This window comes from Bordetella genomosp. 9 (genome assembly GCF_002261425.1).
Classification (GTDB): domain Bacteria; phylum Pseudomonadota; class Gammaproteobacteria; order Burkholderiales; family Burkholderiaceae_B; genus Bordetella_C.
On record NZ_NEVJ01000003.1, the window covers coordinates 2,779,982 to 2,796,926 of the forward strand.

Consider the following 16,945-nt stretch of genomic DNA (forward strand, 5'->3'; position numbering starts at 1 on the left):
GCCTCGGGGGAAACCCTGCTTGCGCGGCGCACAAAAAAAGGGGCCTCCGCCCCTTTTTGTCCCGCCCATCGGTGTCAGATCGTCAATTCCCGGAAGGCCAGCGTGTGCCCGTCGGCGTCCGTTTCTTCCATCCGCACCTTGAAGCCCCACAGGCGCGCCAGATGTTTCATCACCTGGTCGGCTTCTTCCGGCACCAGCGGCCTGCCCCGCGTCTGCTGATGGCGCAGGACCAGCGAGCGATCCGTATCGCGGTTGTACTGCAACACCTGGACGTCGGGCACCAGATTGTCGCGATTATGCTGTTCCGCCAGCAGCTTGCGCACGTGGCGATAGCCTTCGTCGTCGTGGATGGCGACCACTTCCAGCTGGGGATTTTCCTCGTGATCGGAGATCGCGAAGAAGCGGAAATCGCGGATGAGCTTGGGCGACAGGTACTGCGAGATAAAGGACTCGTCCTTGAAGTTGCGCATGGCGAAGTCCAGCGTCTTCAGCCAATCGGCCCCGGCGATGTCCGGGAACCAGCGGCGGTCCTCCTCCGTCGGGTTTTCGCAGATGCGCCGGATGTCGGACATCATGGCAAAGCCCAGGGCATAAGGATTGATGCCTCCGTAGCCGCGCTGGTCGAAGCCGCGCTGGCTCACCACGCTGGTATGGCTGTGCAGGAATTCGATCATGAAGCCATCGTCGACCAGCCCTTTTTCATGCAGGCGGTTCAGGATGGTGTAGTGCCAGAACGTCGCCCAGCCTTCGTTCATCACCTTGGTCTGCATCTGCGGGTAGTAGTACTGCGCCACCTTGCGGACGATGCGCACCAGCTCGCGCTGCCAGGTCTGCAGCTTGGGCGAGTACTTCTCGATGAAGTACAGGATGTTTTCCTCGGGCTCGGCCGGGAACACGGCCTTCCGGGTCGTATCCTGCTGCTCGGCCTTGGGCACGGTGCGCCACAGGTCGTTGAACTGCACCCGCTGGTATTCCTCGCGATCGGCCACCCGCTGCAGCTCTTCCTTGTAGGACACCGGGTTGGGCCGCTTGTAGCGGTCGACGCCATGGGACGACAGCGCATGGCAGGAATCGATGATCTCTTCGACCGCCTCGATGCCATAGCGCTCTTCGCAGGCCATGACGTAGTTCCGCGCGAAGACCAGGTAATCCAGCACGCCTTCGGCGTCGGTCCACTGGCGGAACAGGTAATTCCCCTTGAAGAAGGAATTATGGCCATAGCAGGCGTGCGCGATCACCAACGCCTGCATCGCCATGGAGTTTTCCTCCATCAGGTAGGAGATGCAGGGGTTGGAGTTGATGACGATCTCGTACGCCAGACCCTGCACGCCGCGCCGGTATGCCTGTTCGTTGCGGATGAATTCCTTGCCGTACGACCAGTGCGGATAGCCGACCGGCAGCCCGGCGGACGCATACGCGTCCAGCATCTGCTCGGACGTGATGATCTCGATCTGGTTGGGATAGGTGTCCAGCTTGAACTCGGCCGCGACCTCGGCGATGGCTTCGTCGTAACGGCGGATCAGGTCGAAGGTCCACTCGGATCCGGTGGAAATCGGCTCCATCGATCGATCCGCGCGAGGCGCTTCCAGACTGCTCAATAGGCTGCTCATACATACCCTCCTGTCACTGCGCGGCCTGCTCCCAAGGGAGCATTCGCGCTTGGGGCGTCCCGATCGCTCATGCCACGGCCTCTTTCCGGAACAGCTCGTGGAAGACGGAGAAAATCTCGCCACGCTCGGAGATGCGGCGCATGACGAAATGCTCCGCCGGCTCACGCTCGTATTCCGCCCACAGGCTGCTCTTGCGCACGTCGTGGGTGTCGTGGATTTCGATGTAGGCGAAATAACGGGCCGCCGGCAGCAGGTGCTCGGACAGATACCGCGCGCTGCGCGCCGCGTCCGCGCCGAAGGAATCGCCGTCGCTGGCCTGCGCGGCGTAGATGTTCCAGGTGGACGGCGAATAGCGCTTTTCGATGATGTCGTTCATGAGCTCCAGGGCCGATAGCACCACGGTGCCGCCGCTCTTGGGATCATGGAAGAACGTGTCTTCGTCGACTTCTTCCGCATTGTCCGTATGGCGGATGAAGACCAGTTCGACACGCTCGTACTTGCGCATCAGGAACAGGTACAGCAGCGTGAAGAAGCGCTTGGCCAGGTCCTTCTTGTTCTCATCCATGGACCCCGAGACGTCCATCAGGCAGAACATGACCGCGCGCGCCATCGGCACGGCCACGGACACGCGATGCCGGTAGCGCAGGTCGATTTCGTCCAGGAAGGGCACGCGGGAGACGCGCTCCCGCGCGGATTCGACTTCGGCGCGCGCGGCGTCCAGCAGCGCCACGGAAGCGCCGCCGCGCTCCAGCTCTTCCAGCTTGTCTTCGGCTTCGGTCAGTTCGCGGCGTGCGCCGATGCTCAGCGCGATACGCCGCGACAGGGAGGCCTTCAAGGTACGTCCCACCGCCAGCGAACTGGGCGAGCCGCTCGTGGTGTAGCCCGCGCGGTGCCATTTCTTCTGGTGCACGTCGCCCAGCTGGTTGCGCGCCAGGTGCGGCAGCTCCAGGTCCTCGAAGAAAAAGTTCAGGAACTCGGCCCGCGACAGGGTGAAGGTGAACTGATCCACCGAATCGCCTTCGCCGGGATCGCCGCTGCCGCCACCCTGCCCGCCCCCGTCGGGACGGTCTATGGTGTCGCCCTTGGCGAATTCCCGGTTGCCCGGATGCACGATTTCGCGGTCCCCGCCGGCGCCATGGCGCAGCCGGGGCTCGGAGATATCCCGGGTGGGAAGGTTGATCTCCCCACCCTGGTCCATCTCTTCGATCGAGCGCTCGCGTATCAGGTCCCGCACCGCCTTACGAACCTGGGTTTTGTAGCGCCGCAGGAACCGCTCGCGGTTCACGGTGCTCTTGTTGCGTCCGTTGAGACGACGATCGATAAGTGAATTCATACTACCTCGCTCAGGAGGACTTTCTCACCCGCAAATACCACTCGCACAACAGGCGAACCTGCTTTTCGGTATAGCCTTTTTCGACCATGCGCTCGACGAAGCTCTGGTGCTTGCTCTTGTCCTCGGCCGACGCCTTGGCGTTGAACGAGATGACCGGCAGCAGGTCTTCCGTGTTCGAGAACATCTTCTTCTCGATGACTTCGCGCAGCTTTTCGTAGCTGGTCCACGTGGGATTGCGGCCGCTGTTGTTGGCGCGGGCGCGCAGCACGAAGTTGACGATCTCGTTGCGGAAGTCCTTGGGATTGGCGATCCCGGCCGGTTTCTCGATCTTTTCCAGTTCGTCGTTCAGGGCCGACCGGTCGAAGCTTTCGCCGGTTTCCGGATCGCGGAATTCCTCGTCCTGGATCCAGCAGTCGGCGAAGGTCACGTAGCGGTCGAAAATGTTCTGCCCGTATTCGGAATAGGATTCCAGGTAAGCCGTCTGGATTTCCTTGCCGATGAACTCGGCATAGCGCGGCGCCAGGTAGCCCTTGATGAATTCCAGGTAGCGGCGGCGCGTGTCTTCCGGAAAATCCTCGCGGGCGATGCGCTGCTCCAGGACGTACATCAGGTGCACAGGGTTGGCCGCGACCTCGGTCTGGTCGTAGTTGAAGACGCTGGACAGGATCTTGTACGCGAAACGGGTCGACACGCCATTCATGCCCTCATCCGTCCCCGCATAATCCTTGTATTCCTGCAGGGCCTTGGCCTTGGGGTCCACGTCCTTCAGGCTTTCGCCGTCGTACACGCGCATCTTGGAATAGATGCTGGAATTCTCCGGCTCCTTCAGGCGGGTCAGCACCGAGAACTGCGCCATCATGTCCAGCGTGCCGGGCGCGCACGGCGCTTCGGCCAGCGAGCTGTTATGCAGCAGCTTGCTGTAGATCTGGATTTCTTCCGTCACCTGCAGGCAGTACGGCACCTTGACGATGTAGATACGGTCCAGGAAAGCTTCGTTGTGGCGGTTGTTGCGGAAGGTCTGCCATTCGGACTCGTTGGAGTGCGCCAGGATGCTGCCGTTGAAGGGAATCGCGGAAAAACCCTCGGTACCCTTGAAGTTGCCTTCCTGCGTGGCCGTCAGCAGGGGGTGCAGCATCTTGATGGGCGCCTTGAACATTTCCACGAATTCCAGCAGCCCCTGGTTGGCCAGGCACAGGCCGCCGGAATAGCTGTAGGCGTCCGGATCGTCCTGCGAAAAACGATCCAGCTTGCGGATATCCACCTTGCCCACCAGGGACGAAATATCCTGGTTGTTCTCATCGCCCGGTTCGGTCTTGGCGATGGCCACCTGGCGCAGCACGGAAGGATTCACGCGCACCACGCGGAACTGCGAGATATCGCCATCGAATTCGCGCAGCCGCTTGACCGCCCACGGCGACATGATGCCGCTCAGGTAACGACGCGGTATGCCGTATTCCTGTTCCAGCGTGTCGGCGAAGCGGTTGGGATTGAACAGGCCCAGCGGCGTTTCGTTGACGGGCGAGCCCTTGAGGCAGTAGATCGGGTAGCTTTCCATGAGCGTCTTCAGACGCTCGGCGATGGAGGACTTCCCGCCGCCCACCGGGCCCAGCAGATACAGAATCTGCTTGCGTTCTTCCAGGCCCTGCGCGGCATGCTTGAAGAACGACACGATCTGGGCGATCACGTCCTCCATGCCGAAGAATTCCTTGAAGGCCGGATAACGACGGATCACCCTGTTGGAGAACAAGCGGGACAGCCGCAGGTCGTTGCGCGTGTCGACGAGTTCGGGTTCACCGATCGCAGCGAGCATCCGTTCCGCGGGGCTGGCGTAAACCATGGGGTCACGCTTGCACAGGTTCAGGTATTCCTCGAGCGAGAGCTCGGTTTCCTGTTCACGGGCATACTGCGATTTGAAGCCTTCGACGATGTTCAGCATCGGGATACCTCCAACAACATCAGAAAAGGGCTAGCCGTCCGTCAACCTCATTGTGTGCCCTATTTGCATCCATGTCGCCAGTGGTCTTCACCATACACAGATAGAGGTGACGCTATGTTGCTTTCCCCACACACAGCTTTTGCAACGGAAATACGGCCCTATGAGTTAGTCCTATATCGAGCAGCGCAAGTTCCGCTCGGGTAAACGACTGAAATTATTTTTGGAAAGCGTTTGGTTCCCCTTCATACCGTTGCGAAAAATCATGACGACGTGGCTGGTAAAAGCAGCTTGATTCAGGCGTCCGGCAAGCCCGCGACGGTGGACACCCGCATCATGCGTTCGACGTAGCGCGCGATCGTGTCGATTTCCAAGTTCACTTTGTCGCCTACGTTTACGTTACGCAACGTGGTCATGTTTTGGGTATGGGGAATTACGTTAATGGTGATGTCACTACCCTCCGCGCCGTCCTGTACGCCATTTACCGTAAGGCTGATGCCATTCACCGTAACAGAGCCTTTGTAGGCCAGATATTTGGCCATTTCGTTTGGCGCGCGGATGATAAGCTCCCGCGATTCTCCTATCGGCGCATACGCGACGACGGTACCCAAACCGTCCACATGGCCGGAAACCAGATGGCCGCCCAGGGCATCTCCGACACGCAGCGCTTTTTCCAGATTCACTTCACCTGGCCGATCCAGGCCGGCGGTCAGGCGCAGGCTTTCGCGCGAAATATCGATGTCGAAGCGGTTGCCATCCAAGGCCACCACGGTCATGCAGGCGCCCTGCACGGCGATCGAGTCGCCCAACTGGACATCGGCCAGCCCCAAGCTACCCGCATCGATGCGCACGCGGGCGCCGCCGCCGCCGTCCTTCGATTCATAGGGCTGCACTTGCATGATGCGGCCCACTGCCGCGACGATGCCGGTAAACATAAACATGCTCCTGGATAGATCTTTGACTTGGATATCGGCGCCGTCGCCAGACACTGCGCATACGGCGCGCCCGGGCCTGTTGGCCTGTCAGCCCGCTGGCGATAGGCTACACCGCGGACGTCTCAACGGGGGTTGGCAGCACTCAGCAATGCCTGCCAGCGATCGGCGAAACGGCCTCGCAAGCGCACGTCGCCACCGATCGGCTGCGCGTCGATGAACTTGAAACGACGCGCCTCGGCCAGGTCGGAAAGCATGGGCAGCTTGACCATGCCGTAGGCGTCGCCCAGCAACACCGGGGCGATGTATGCCAGGATCTCATCCACGCAGCCGGCGGACAACAGCGCCCCGGTCAGGCCGGCGCCGGCTTCGACGTGGACTTCATTGACGTGCTGGCGCGCCATCCAGCGCAGCATGGCGGCCAGGTCGACGCGGCCAGGCTCCGGGCCCGGCAGCACGATGACCCGGGCATTGCGCCGTCGCAGGCGCTCCGCCTTGACCGCGTCCTCATGGGCCGTGAAGACCCAGACTTCCTCGCCATCGAACAGGCGCGCGGATTCGGCGATCTGCAGACGCCCATCCACGACCGCCTTGCGCGGCTGGCGCGGCACGGCCACGTCGCGCACCGTCAGCCGTGGATCGTCCTTCTGCACGGTGCCCATGCCCGTCAGGACCACGTCGGCGCGCGCCCGCCAGGCGTGTCCGTCGGCACGCGCCGCCGGACCTGTGATCCATTGCGACATTCCGTTATGCAATGCGCTGCGACCGTCCAGGGACGCCGCCATCTTGGCCCAGAGCCAGGGCGTGCCCCTGCTCATCCTGGCCGCGAACCCGGCGTTCAGCGCCAGGGCTTCCGGCAGGCAGACGCCAGTGGTGACGGGAACGCCCTGGGCGCGCAGCCTGGCCAGGCCGGCGCCGTTCACCTGCGGATTGGGGTCCCCCATGGCCACCACCACGCGGCCGGGCGCGGCCGCCAGCACGGCATCCACGCAGGGCGGCGTGCGGCCGAAATGGCTGCAGGGCTCCAGGGTGACGTAGAACGTGGCGCCGGCGACCGACAGGCCGCGCGCGGCGGCGTCCTGCAGGGCGCGGATTTCGGCGTGAGGACCGCCAGGGGGCTGGGTGGCGCCTTCGCCCAGGATGAGGCCGTCGCGGACGATCACGCAGCCCACCCGGGGGTTGGGCGAAGTGGTATGCAGCACCGTCCTGGCAAGTTCCAGGGCGTGGCGCATCCAATGGAGATCCTGTTCCGCGAACATCGGGGCGTCAGGGTTCTTTGCGCAACTTGCCGGACAACAAGGGACCCTGCATTTCGCGTATGGCCTCGATGAACTCGCCGATATCCTCGAAACTGCGATAGACCGAGGCAAACCGGACATAGGCGACCTTGTCCAGCTTGCGCAGCTCGGTCATGACCAATTCGCCCACATAGGCGGAAGGGACTTCCCGCTTGCCGCTGGTCAGCAGGCTTTCTTCGATGCGCGCCACCGCGGCATCGACGTCTTCCGTGCTGACCGGGCGTTTACGCAGCGCCAGGGACAGGCTGGCGCGCAGCTTGGCCTGGTCGTATTCGCTGCGGCTGCCGTTGCGCTTGACGATGGACGGCATGGCGAGCTCCACCCGCTCGTACGTGGTGAAGCGCTTGTCGCAATGCTGGCAACGGCGGCGCCGGCGGATGGTTTCGCCTTCCTCCATCACCCGGCTGTCGATCACCTGGGTATCGGCATGGCCGCAGAACGGGCAGCGCACCGTCGTCCCCCGTCGCGCCCGTTCAGCCGTAGACCGGCAGGCGGGCCGTGAGCGCGTTCACGCGCTCGCGCACCGAGGCGATGTTCGCTTCGTTGCGCGGATCGTCCAGCACGTCGGCGATCAGGTTGGCGGTCAGCTCGGTTTCCGCTTCCTTGAAGCCCCGCGTCGTGATGGCGGGGGTGCCCAGGCGTATGCCGCTGGTGACGAACGGCTTTTCGGGGTCGTTGGGAATGGCGTTCTTGTTGACCGTGATATGGGCCTGGCCCAGCACGGCTTCGGCTTCCTTGCCGGTGATGCCCTTGGCGCGCAGGTCGACCAGCATGACGTGGCTTTCCGTGCGGCCGGACACGATGCGCAGGCCGCGCTTGACCAGGGTTTCGGCCAGCACCTTGGCGTTGCGGGCGACCTGGTGGGCGTAGTCGCGGAATTCGGGCTGCAGCGCTTCCTTGAACGCCACCGCCTTGGCGGCGATGACGTGCATCAGCGGACCGCCCTGGATGCCCGGGAAAATCGCCGAATTGATGGCTTTTTCGTACTCGGCCTTCATCATGATGACGCCGCCGCGGGGGCCGCGCAGCGATTTGTGCGTGGTGGACGTCACGAAATCGGCGTGCGGAACCGGATTGGGATAGGCGCCGCCGGCGACCAGGCCGGCATAGTGCGCGATGTCGACCATGAACAGCGCGCCGTTGTCGCGCGCGATGCGGGCCATGCGTTCGAAATCGATATGCAGCGAATAGGCGGACGCGCCGGCGACGATCAGCTTGGGCTGGTGCTCCTGCGCCAGCGCTTCGACCTTGCCGTAGTCCAGCACTTCGTTGGCATCCAGGCCGTAGGGCTGGAAGTTGTACAGCTTGCCCGAGGCATTGACCGAGGCGCCGTGCGTCAGGTGGCCGCCTTCGGCCAGGCTCATGCCGAGAACCTTGTCGCCCGGCTTGAGCACCGCCATGTAGACGCCCTGGTTGGCCTGCGAGCCGGAATTCGGCTGGACGTTGGCCGCCTCGGCGCCGAACAGTTCCTTCAGGCGGTCGATGGCCAACTGCTCCACGATGTCGACGTACTCGCAACCGCCGTAATAGCGCTTGCCCGGATACCCTTCCGCGTATTTGTTCGTCAGCTGCGTGCCCTGGGCCTGCATGACGGCCGGGCTGGCGTAGTTTTCCGACGCGATCAGCTCGATGTGCTGCTCCTGGCGGGTGTTTTCCTTCTGGATGGCGGCCCAGACTTCTTCATCAACCTGGGAGATGGTGCGGGTACGGTCGAACATGGAGGTTCCTGAACGGAGTCAAAAAGCGAAAAAACTGCGGCTGCCCATAGTTTACCGTGCGGTTACGGCGCTTTTCGCCGGCGGTGGCGCGGAAAAATGCGCATCCGAGCCATTTTTCGGGGCTCCGGGGCAACTCGGGAAAAACCGCTCATGGCAAGGTGAGCCGGGTTCATAAAAAAAGCGCCGCATGCGCGGCGCCTTTCCGGGTTCACCCCCGCTCAAGCGGAGGTGGTGCCGATGAGCTTGGGCGCCAGCTCCGGATTCAGCGTGTACGTGCCGGTCAGCGAGGCCTGCCCCAGGATCTTGCCCTGGATGGCCTGCAGCACCTGCTTGCCGTTGAAAGTGCCTTCCACATCCAGTCGCGGCACGCTCAGCGCGTACAGCGTAAAGATGTAGTGGTGCACCAGGACGTCGTTCCACGGCGGGCAGGGACCGTCGTAGCCGAAGTAGTCCCCGCTCATGTCGCGGTCGGCGGCGAACCAGCCGGTGTAGTCGTTGATACCCTGGCGGGCGTCGTGCGGCGCCAGCGGGCCGCCCTTGCCGCGCGGCGTAATGCCGTTGGAAAACGCGCCTTCTTCTATTTCCCGCATATTCGCCGGCAGGTCGATCAGCACCCAATGGAAGAACTCCACGCGCGGCAGGTCGGCGGGCACGACCCGCCCTTCCTGGTTGACGTCGTCCGGCTTGCTGGGCACGTACGGGTCCATGCAGACCATGACGAAAGACTGGGTGCCTTCCGGCACGTCGTCCCAGGAGAACTGGGGATTGAAGTTATCGGCCAGCGCGACATGCGACTGCGGGTCGATCCGCGCGAAGGCATAACGCTCGGGGATGGACTCTTTATCGGAAAAAGACAAGCTCGCTAGCTTCATGGCAGCCTCCTTCAAAAAACCAAAAGGATGGGTCGTGTGCGGCGCTGGAAAATTCCCTACGCCGCCAAGGTAACACGCGCGAACTTCCGTTTTCCCACCTGGATGACGTACACGCCCGCGGACAATTGCAACGATTTGTCTTCCACCTTTTCGCCGTTGACGCGGACGCCGCCCTGTTCGACGTTACGCTGGGCCTCGGCGCCGGACGCGGCCAGCCCGGCTTCCCGCAATACCTTGAGTATGCCCAGGGGCGCGCCGGCCACCGTGACCTCGGGCATGTCTTCCGGTATGGCGCCGTCGCGAAAGCGCGCTTCGAATTCCGCCAGGGCGTCGCGGCCCGCCTGCGCGCCGTGGAAGCGCCCGACGATCTCCTGCGCCAGCTCCACCTTGGCGTCGCGCGGATTGCGGCCCGCCTCGGTGGCCGCCTTCAGCGCGGCGATGTCGTCCAGCGTGCGGAAGGACAGCAGCTCGTAATAGCGCCACATCAGCGTATCGGAAATCGACATCAGCTTGCCGAACATCGAGGACGGAGCTTCGGAGATGCCGATGTAATTGCCCTTGGACTTGGACATCTTGTCGACGCCGTCGGTGCCTTCGAGCAGCGGCATGGTCAGGATGCATTGCGGCTCCTGCCCATATTCCTTCTGCAGCTCGCGGCCGACCAGCAGGTTGAACTTCTGGTCCGTCCCGCCCAGCTCCAGGTCCGATTTCAGGGCCACGGAGTCGTAGCCCTGCATCAAGGGGTACAGGAATTCATGCACCGAAATAGGGATGCCGCCCTTGAAGCGCTTGGTGAAGTCCTCGCGCTCCATCATGCGGGCCACCGTATAGCGGGACGCCAGTTGGATCATGCCGCGGGCGCCCAGGGGGTCGGACCACTCGGAGTTGTAGCGGATTTCCGTGCGCTCGGGATCCAGCACCATGCTGGCCTGCGCGTAATACGTTTTGGCGTTCGACTCGATCTGCTCGCGCGTCAAAGGGGGACGGGTGCTATTCCGGCCGCTGGGATCGCCGATCATCGACGTGAAGTCGCCGATCAGGAAGATGACGGTATGGCCCAGATCCTGGAGCTGCCGCATCTTGTTCAGGACCACCGTGTGGCCCAGGTGGATATCGGGCGCCGTGGGATCCAGCCCCAATTTGATGCGCAGGGGCACGCCAGTGGCCCGGCTGCGGGCCAGCTTGCGGACGAATTCCGACTCGACGAGCAGCTCGTCGCAGCCGCGCTTGGCGACGCGAAGATCGGCTTCGACCTCAGGGGTGATGGGGGCTTCGGATTGAGACATAGTGGGGGACGGCTACCCCGTCAGTTGAAAAGAGGAGGATGTAAAAAGCACAAAATTGTCGAAAATTCTAGCCGAATCGGCTAGGATACGGCCCTAATCATACGCAACTGTCACACGGGGCCATGAGGCCCCCAGGGTTTTTTTGAAGATGATTACAGGGCCCAACGAACCCGGGAGCGCCCGCCCGTCCGCGTCGACGCTCCCCACCCTGCCCACCTCCGCATCACACTCCCGCCGTCCCCGTATCCTCCGCGCGGCCGCACTCGCCACCGCGGTGGGTTTGTTTGCCGCCGCCGCCGCGGTCGGCATGGTGCAGCACCCGGATGCCGCCGACCTGCCGCCCACGCGCACCATCGAGAAAGTCATGGCGCTGTCGCCGGACGAGTACCGTGTCAGCGACGCCTCGCCGGCTCCCTACATCAACGAAACGCGCATCCGCCGCGGCGACACCTTGGCCGCCGTGCTGCAGCGCCTGCACCTGGATGACGATGGCCTGCAGGTATTCCTGACCCACGACCCCAGCGCGCGCAGCATCTACAAGCTGTACCCCGGGCGCTCGGTGCAGGCGGCGACGGACGCCAACGGCGATCTCGTCTGGCTGCGCTACATCCACACCCCCGGCAACGATTCCGACGGCCAGGTCGTGACGCGCTTCCTGGAAGTCGAGCCCAAGGGCGACAGCTACGTCGCCCAGGAAATGACCGAAGACACGGACCGCCAGGTGCGCGTGGCGATGGGCACCATCGAATCGTCGCTGTTCGCGGCCACCGACGCGGCGGGCATTCCGGACTCGGTGACGCTGCAGATGGCGGACATCCTGGGCGCCAAGATCGACTTCCTGCGCAGCCTGCGCCAGGGCGACCAGTTCCGCGTGGTGTACGAAACCCGCTCGCACGACGGCCGCTACGCCGGCGCGGGCCGCGTTTTGGCGCTGGAATTCGAAAACCAGGGCAAGATGTACTCCGCCGTCTGGTACACCCCGCCGGGCAGCACGACGGGGTCCTACTACGACTTCGACGGTACGAGCCTGCGCGGCGCTTTCCTGCGCACGGCCCTGAAATTCAGCCGTATCAGCTCGACCTTCGGCATGCGCATGCATCCCATCCACAAGACGTGGACCGGCCACAAGGGCGTGGATTACGCGGCGCCTACCGGTACGCCCATCCATAGCACGTCGGATGGGGAAGTCGAATTCGCCGGTGTGCAGAACGGCTACGGCAACGTGGTCGTGATCAAGCACGACAGCAAATTCTCCACGCTGTACGCGCACCAGAGCCGTATCGCCCCTGGCATCCGCAAGGGCGTGCGCGTCACACAGGGCGAAGTCATCGGCTACGTCGGCCAGACCGGATGGGCCACCGGGCCGCATCTGCACTATGAGTTCCGTATCGGCGACAAGCCGGTGGATCCGCTGTCCGTGGACCTGCCCGTCGCTCAGGCGCTGGAAGGCAAGGACAAGGTCGCGTTCGCCAAGGAGACCGGCGTCTACAAGCAGCAGCTGAACATGCTGGCGCAGTTCCAGCAGTCCATGCCCGGCACCACGCTGGCCAGCGCGGCCGGCAACTGACGCGGCAACGCCCGGACCACCATGGACACGGCGGGCGATCTGTACATCGGGCTGATGTCGGGCACCAGTACCGACGGGGTCGACGGCGTGCTGGCGCGCATCGCGCCGCACGGCCGGCCCGAGGTCCTGGCGGAAGCCAGCCTGCCCATGCCGGACGATCTGCGCGCCGCGCTGCTCGCCTTGAACGCCGCCGGGCAGGATGAACTGGAACGCGCCGCACGCGCGTCCCTGGCGCTTGCCGAGTGCTATGCCCAGGCCACGCAGCGCCTGCTCTCGGCGACTGGCCACACCCCCGCCGATATCACGGCCATCGGGGCGCACGGCCAGACGGTCCGGCATCGACCCGAACTGGGATACACCATCCAGCTGAACGCGCCGGCCTTGCTGGCGGAGCGCACCGGCATCGCCGTCGTCGCCGATTTCCGCACGCGCGACGTCGCGGCGGGCGGCCAGGGCGCGCCGCTGGTACCGGCCTTCCACGCGGCGATCTTCGCGGCCGACGTGCCGCGCGCCGTGTTGAACCTGGGCGGCATCGCCAACGTCACCCTGCTGGCGCCGGGACGGCCCGTGACCGGCTTCGATACCGGTCCGGCGAATATGCTGCTGGACGAGTGGTGCCGCCGCCATACGGGGCAGAACTTCGACGATGACGGCGCCTACGCGGCGGCCGGCCGCGTGGATGCCAATATCCTGGAATACCTGCTGGCCAGCGAACCCTGGCTGGCCAAGCGCCCGCCGAAATCCACCGGACGGGATCTGTTCAATTCGGATTGGCTGGATACGCGCCTGAACGCATGGGCCGGCTATTGCCGCATGCTGACGCCGCAGGACATCCAGGCCACCCTGCAGCGCTTCACGGCGCGCACGGTGGCGCAGGCCATCGAGCGCGAAGCGCCGGATACCCAGGAAGTGCTGGTGTGCGGGGGCGGCGCGCGCAACGGCGCGCTGATGCGCGACCTGGCGGAATGCCTGGGGCGGCCCGTGGCTACCACCGACACGCATGGCGTGCCGGCGCAATCAATGGAAGCGTTGGCTTTTGCCTGGCTGGCGCACGCGCACGTGCATCGCATCGCCGCCGGCTTGCCCGAGGTCACCGGGGCCAGCGGCCCCAGGGTGCTGGGCGCAATGTATCCCGCCTGAGCGCGGCGGGATCTGCTTTCCCGGCGTGCTTAGACCGAGAACGACGAGCCGCAGCCGCAGGTGGTCGTCGCGTTCGGATTGCGGATGACGAACTGCGCGCCTTCCAGGTCTTCCTTGTAGTCGATTTCCGCGCCGACCAGATACTGGAAGCTCATGGGATCCACGAGCAGTTGCACGCCTTCCTTGTCCAGGACGGTATCGTCTTCGTTGACGACTTCATCGAAGGTGAAGCCGTACTGGAAACCGGAGCATCCGCCACCTTGCACGAAGACGCGCAGCTTGAGCTCGGGGTTGCCTTCGTCGATCAGAAGATCCTTGACCTTGGCAGCCGCGGAATCGGTGAAGATCAGCGGGGTCGGGGGGGCCGACTGCAGGTCGACGGTTTCGGTTACTGCATTCATTTGAGACTCCTGCCCTGACGGGCTCGGCCATCTGGGCCGGGTGTATTCGCGACTGAACAGAGGCGCGCTTGCGCCCCGATATGGTCTTACTATAGCGCAGCGAAGAGCCGAATCAAAATGCCACGGCCGCCTGTTGCGAGGCCTGCACGACGCCGTCCCGGATCACGTCCACGGCGACTTCCCGGGGCGTGAAATCGGGGGGCAGCGCGAGTATGCCTTCACTGCCGCGGTACTGGTCCACTTCCAGCGGGACCAGGGGCGGATTATCCGTCCCCGGTTCTGTCTGCAAAGGCGCCAGGGGCAGCTGGACCTCGGCGCCATCCCTGGCGCCCTGGGCGACGAAACGCAGGCTGCCCACGAAAGGCGCGAGCCCCGGACGAGCGCTGCGCATCAACAGCACCCGGTAGCGCAGGCCCGCGGGCACCCTCGTGATTTCCACTGCCCGGATGGACAGCGTGCCGGCGGGGCCGGCAGGCAGCAGTTGATCATAGAAAGCCAGGCGATCGCGCAATTGCCCGGTCTGGATCTGCAGGGCCGCCAGGTTGTCCTCCAGGGCCCGCCGCGCCGACCGCTCCACCGCCAGATCGGCGTCGGAGGCGGCAAGCTGGCCCCGCAGGGCCTGGACCTGCGCCTGTTCGGTGCCGAGCTGGGCGCGCAAGGCCTCGACCTGCGCCCGCGCGGCCGCGCGATCCGAGATGGCCGGCCAGAACAGCGCCACCAGGACGGCCAGTACGCCAGCCAGCGCCACGACGGCGAGCAGGCCGGCCGCCATTCCCATGCGTGAGCGTGCCATCCGCGTGCCGGCTACCGTCTGGCCTGGAAGCGCCGCGCCGCCGGGCTCAGGGCAGGACAGCCACCTGGCCCAGCCCGGTGCCTTCCGGCAGCCCGAACATGACGTTCATGTTCTGCACCGCCTGGCCGGCCGCGCCCTTCACCAGATTGTCCTGGACGACCAGGATGACGAGCAGGTCGGCGCCTTCGGGGCGATGCAGGGCGATGCGCAGGTCGTTCGAGGCGCGCACCGACCGGGTTTCGGGCAGGCTGCCGGCGGGCATGACGTCCACGAAGGCTTCGCCTTCATAGCGCTTTTCGTACAGGGCCTGGAAATCCGTGCCGCGCGCTTCCGGCAGGATGCGTGCGTAGATGGTCGAGTACATGCCGCGGATCATGGGCACCAGGTGCGGCACGAAGGTCAGGCCGACCTTGCCGCCAGCCATGAGCTGCAGTTGCTCCGTGATTTCGGGATGATGGCGATGTCCCGCCACGCCATAGGCCTTGAAGTTGTCGCTGGCTTCGGAGAACAGGATGCCGATTTCAGCCTTGCGGCCCGCGCCCGAGACGCCCGACTTGCAGTCGGCGATCAGGGTCTGCGTGTCGACCAGGCGGGCGCCCTTTTCCAGCAGCGGGGCCAGGCCCAGCGCCACGGTCGTGGGATAGCAGCCGGGATTGCCGACCACGCGCGCCTTGGCGACGCGGTCGCGGTTCAGTTCGGGGATGCCGTAGACGGCTTCTTCGAGGATGGTCGGGCAGGCGTGCGGCATCTTGTACCACTTCTCGAACACCGCGGTGTCCTGCAGGCGGAAATCCGCGGCGAGGTCGATGATACGGGTACCGGCTTCCAGCAGCGTCTGCGCCTGCGACATGGCCACGCCATGGGGCGTGGCGAAGAACACCACGTCGCAGTCCGTCAGCGGCGCTTTCTCGGGCGTCGAGAACGCCAGCTTCACGCGGCCGCGCAGATTGGGGAACATGTCGGCCACGGGCATGCCGTCTTCCTTGCGGGAAGTGATGGCCGTGAGCTCGGCATTGGGGTGCTGGGACAACAGGCGCAGCAATTCGACGCCGGTATACCCGGTTCCGCCTACGATGCCGACCTTGACGCGTGCGTTGGATGCTAGTGCCATGATTGCTGGCTCCTGCTGGTTCCGAAGATGATTGATTGTATCGCCGCCCCGGGGCGGCGCCATGGACCAATCCATAAACAAAAAGGCCGCTTTCGCGGCCTTTTTGCTGGACATTAGCGCTTGCTGAACTGCTTGCGCCGACGTGCCTTGCGAAGGCCGACCTTCTTACGTTCGACTTCTCGCGCATCTCGGGTCACCAGGCCAGCCTGCGACAGGGCGGGCTTGAGCGTGGCGTCGTAATCGATCAGGGCGCGGGTGATGCCGTGGCGCACCGCGCCAGCCTGGCCGGATTCACCGCCGCCATGGACGTTCACCTTGACGTCGAACGATTCCAGGTGGCCGGTCAGTTCCAGCGGTTGGCGCACGACCATGCGGCCGGTTTCGCGCGCGAAGAACTCGTCGACGGGCTTGCCGTTGACGACGATCTTGCCCGTGCCTTTCTTGAGGAACACGCGTGCCACCGACGTCTTGCGGCGGCCGGTTCCGTAATTCCAGTTACCGATCATGGCGATTCCTTAGATTTCCAGCGGCTTGGGCTGCTGGGCGGTGTGCGGATGCTCGGCACCGGCATACACCTTCAGTTTCTTGATCATGGCATAGCCGAGGGGACCCTTCGGCAGCATGCCCTTGACCGCCTTCTGGATGGCACGGCCCGGGAAGCGCTGCTGCAGCTTCTCGAAGTTGGTCTCGCGAATGCCGCCCGGGTAGGTGGTGTGGCGGAAGTACTTCTTGTCTTGCGCCTTGTTCCCGGTAACGACGATGTCCGCCGCGTTGATGATGACGATGTAATCGCCAGTATCTACGTGAGGCGTGAATTCGGGTTTGTGCTTACCACGCAGACGGTGTGCGACTTCGCTGGCCACACGACCGAGGACTTTGCCCTTCGCGTCGATCACAAACCACTCACGCTTGACTTCATGCGGCTTTGCCACAAACGTCTTCATGATTGGT

General features: G+C 64.1%; 16 protein-coding genes. 2 read left to right on the top strand and 14 right to left on the bottom strand.

Annotated elements, in window-relative coordinates; genetic code table 11:
- Window positions 1-74 precede the first annotated feature (74 nt).
- The 9 genes from CAL26_RS23665 to tyrS all read right to left on the bottom strand — a co-directional run bounded on the left by CAL26_RS23665 (window position 75) and on the right by tyrS (window position 10,982).
- Window positions 75-1,610: a SpoVR family protein gene (locus tag CAL26_RS23665; protein ID WP_094849129.1), complete on the bottom strand. Its 1,536-nt coding sequence runs from the start codon at window positions 1,608-1,610 to the stop codon at window positions 75-77.
- Window positions 1,611-1,677: 67 nt separating this feature from the next.
- Window positions 1,678-2,943: a YeaH/YhbH family protein gene (locus tag CAL26_RS23670; protein ID WP_094849130.1), complete on the bottom strand. Its 1,266-nt coding sequence runs from the start codon at window positions 2,941-2,943 to the stop codon at window positions 1,678-1,680.
- Between the two features lie 10 nt (window positions 2,944-2,953).
- Window positions 2,954-4,879 (bottom strand): PrkA family serine protein kinase, encoded by a 1,926-nt coding sequence (locus CAL26_RS23675; protein ID WP_094849131.1) that lies wholly within the window; start codon window positions 4,877-4,879, stop codon window positions 2,954-2,956.
- 293 nt (window positions 4,880-5,172) lie between these two features.
- Window positions 5,173-5,811 (bottom strand): riboflavin synthase, encoded by a 639-nt coding sequence (locus CAL26_RS23680; RefSeq protein WP_094849132.1) that lies wholly within the window; start codon window positions 5,809-5,811, stop codon window positions 5,173-5,175.
- A 122-nt stretch (window positions 5,812-5,933) separates the two neighbouring features.
- The gene (gene ribD, locus CAL26_RS23685) at window positions 5,934-7,067 is read right to left on the bottom strand and encodes a bifunctional diaminohydroxyphosphoribosylaminopyrimidine deaminase/5-amino-6-(5-phosphoribosylamino)uracil reductase RibD (protein WP_094849133.1); all 1,134 of its coding nucleotides are present in this window, start codon (window positions 7,065-7,067) and stop codon (window positions 5,934-5,936) included.
- 7 nt (window positions 7,068-7,074) lie between these two features.
- Complete coding sequence (gene nrdR, locus CAL26_RS23690; protein WP_086067020.1) at window positions 7,075-7,557, bottom strand: transcriptional regulator NrdR; 483 nt, start codon at window positions 7,555-7,557, stop codon at window positions 7,075-7,077.
- A 22-nt stretch (window positions 7,558-7,579) separates the two neighbouring features.
- Entirely contained in the window at window positions 7,580-8,824 is a 1,245-nt protein-coding gene (glyA, locus tag CAL26_RS23695; protein ID WP_094849134.1) for a serine hydroxymethyltransferase, read from the bottom strand.
- Window positions 8,825-9,042: 218 nt separating this feature from the next.
- Window positions 9,043-9,696 (bottom strand): YbhB/YbcL family Raf kinase inhibitor-like protein, encoded by a 654-nt coding sequence (locus tag CAL26_RS23700; protein ID WP_094849135.1) that lies wholly within the window; start codon window positions 9,694-9,696, stop codon window positions 9,043-9,045.
- A 56-nt stretch (window positions 9,697-9,752) separates the two neighbouring features.
- Entirely contained in the window at window positions 9,753-10,982 is a 1,230-nt protein-coding gene (tyrS, locus tag CAL26_RS23705; protein ID WP_094849136.1) for a tyrosine--tRNA ligase, read from the bottom strand.
- Window positions 10,983-11,130: 148 nt separating this feature from the next.
- On the opposite strand from tyrS, the gene CAL26_RS23710 reads away from it, so the two are divergent.
- Window positions 11,131-12,549 carry a M23 family metallopeptidase gene (locus CAL26_RS23710; RefSeq protein WP_373454502.1) on the top strand — a complete coding sequence of 473 codons (1,419 nt, stop codon included), beginning with the start codon at window positions 11,131-11,133 and terminating at the stop codon, window positions 12,547-12,549.
- 21 nt (window positions 12,550-12,570) lie between these two features.
- Window positions 12,571-13,689 (top strand): anhydro-N-acetylmuramic acid kinase, encoded by a 1,119-nt coding sequence (locus CAL26_RS23715; RefSeq protein ID WP_094849137.1) that lies wholly within the window; start codon window positions 12,571-12,573, stop codon window positions 13,687-13,689.
- A 29-nt stretch (window positions 13,690-13,718) separates the two neighbouring features.
- On the opposite strand, the gene erpA is transcribed toward CAL26_RS23715, so the two are convergent.
- The 5 genes from erpA to rplM form a co-directional block, all read right to left on the bottom strand.
- Window positions 13,719-14,090, bottom strand: a complete 372-nt coding sequence (gene erpA / locus CAL26_RS23720) for an iron-sulfur cluster insertion protein ErpA (RefSeq protein ID WP_086067025.1) — start codon at window positions 14,088-14,090, stop codon at window positions 13,719-13,721.
- A 112-nt stretch (window positions 14,091-14,202) separates the two neighbouring features.
- Complete coding sequence (locus CAL26_RS23725; RefSeq protein ID WP_143277493.1) at window positions 14,203-14,883, bottom strand: DUF6776 family protein; 681 nt, start codon at window positions 14,881-14,883, stop codon at window positions 14,203-14,205.
- A gap of 46 nt (window positions 14,884-14,929) precedes the next feature.
- Window positions 14,930-15,994, bottom strand: a complete 1,065-nt coding sequence (gene argC / locus CAL26_RS23730; protein ID WP_094850051.1) for an N-acetyl-gamma-glutamyl-phosphate reductase — start codon at window positions 15,992-15,994, stop codon at window positions 14,930-14,932.
- A 113-nt stretch (window positions 15,995-16,107) separates the two neighbouring features.
- A complete protein-coding gene (gene rpsI, locus CAL26_RS23735; protein WP_066355857.1) occupies window positions 16,108-16,500 on the bottom strand; it encodes a 30S ribosomal protein S9 in 393 nt (130 codons plus the stop codon).
- Between the two features lie 9 nt (window positions 16,501-16,509).
- Window positions 16,510-16,938 carry a 50S ribosomal protein L13 gene (gene rplM / locus CAL26_RS23740; RefSeq protein ID WP_086067027.1) on the bottom strand — a complete coding sequence of 143 codons (429 nt, stop codon included), beginning with the start codon at window positions 16,936-16,938 and terminating at the stop codon, window positions 16,510-16,512.
- Window positions 16,939-16,945: the final 7 nt, after the last annotated feature.

Coding starts and splice junctions, on each gene's coding strand:
- CAL26_RS23665 (WP_094849129.1), bottom strand. CDS start 1,610: ATGAGCAGCCTATTGAGCAGTCTGGAAGCGCCTCGCGCGGATCGATCG.
- CAL26_RS23670 (WP_094849130.1), bottom strand. CDS start 2,943: ATGAATTCACTTATCGATCGTCGTCTCAACGGACGCAACAAGAGCACC.
- CAL26_RS23675 (WP_094849131.1), bottom strand. CDS start 4,879: ATGCTGAACATCGTCGAAGGCTTCAAATCGCAGTATGCCCGTGAACAG.
- CAL26_RS23680 (WP_094849132.1), bottom strand. CDS start 5,811: ATGTTTACCGGCATCGTCGCGGCAGTGGGCCGCATCATGCAAGTGCAG.
- ribD (WP_094849133.1), bottom strand. CDS start 7,067: ATGTTCGCGGAACAGGATCTCCATTGGATGCGCCACGCCCTGGAACTT.
- glyA (WP_094849134.1), bottom strand. CDS start 8,824: ATGTTCGACCGTACCCGCACCATCTCCCAGGTTGATGAAGAAGTCTGG.
- CAL26_RS23700 (WP_094849135.1), bottom strand. CDS start 9,696: ATGAAGCTAGCGAGCTTGTCTTTTTCCGATAAAGAGTCCATCCCCGAG.
- tyrS (WP_094849136.1), bottom strand. CDS start 10,982: ATGTCTCAATCCGAAGCCCCCATCACCCCTGAGGTCGAAGCCGATCTT.
- CAL26_RS23710 (WP_373454502.1), top strand. CDS start 11,131: ATGATTACAGGGCCCAACGAACCCGGGAGCGCCCGCCCGTCCGCGTCG.
- CAL26_RS23715 (WP_094849137.1), top strand. CDS start 12,571: ATGGACACGGCGGGCGATCTGTACATCGGGCTGATGTCGGGCACCAGT.
- erpA (WP_086067025.1), bottom strand. CDS start 14,090: ATGAATGCAGTAACCGAAACCGTCGACCTGCAGTCGGCCCCCCCGACC.
- CAL26_RS23725 (WP_143277493.1), bottom strand. CDS start 14,883: ATGGCACGCTCACGCATGGGAATGGCGGCCGGCCTGCTCGCCGTCGTG.
- argC (WP_094850051.1), bottom strand. CDS start 15,994: ATGGCACTAGCATCCAACGCACGCGTCAAGGTCGGCATCGTAGGCGGA.
- rpsI (WP_066355857.1), bottom strand. CDS start 16,500: ATGATCGGTAACTGGAATTACGGAACCGGCCGCCGCAAGACGTCGGTG.
- rplM (WP_086067027.1), bottom strand. CDS start 16,938: ATGAAGACGTTTGTGGCAAAGCCGCATGAAGTCAAGCGTGAGTGGTTT.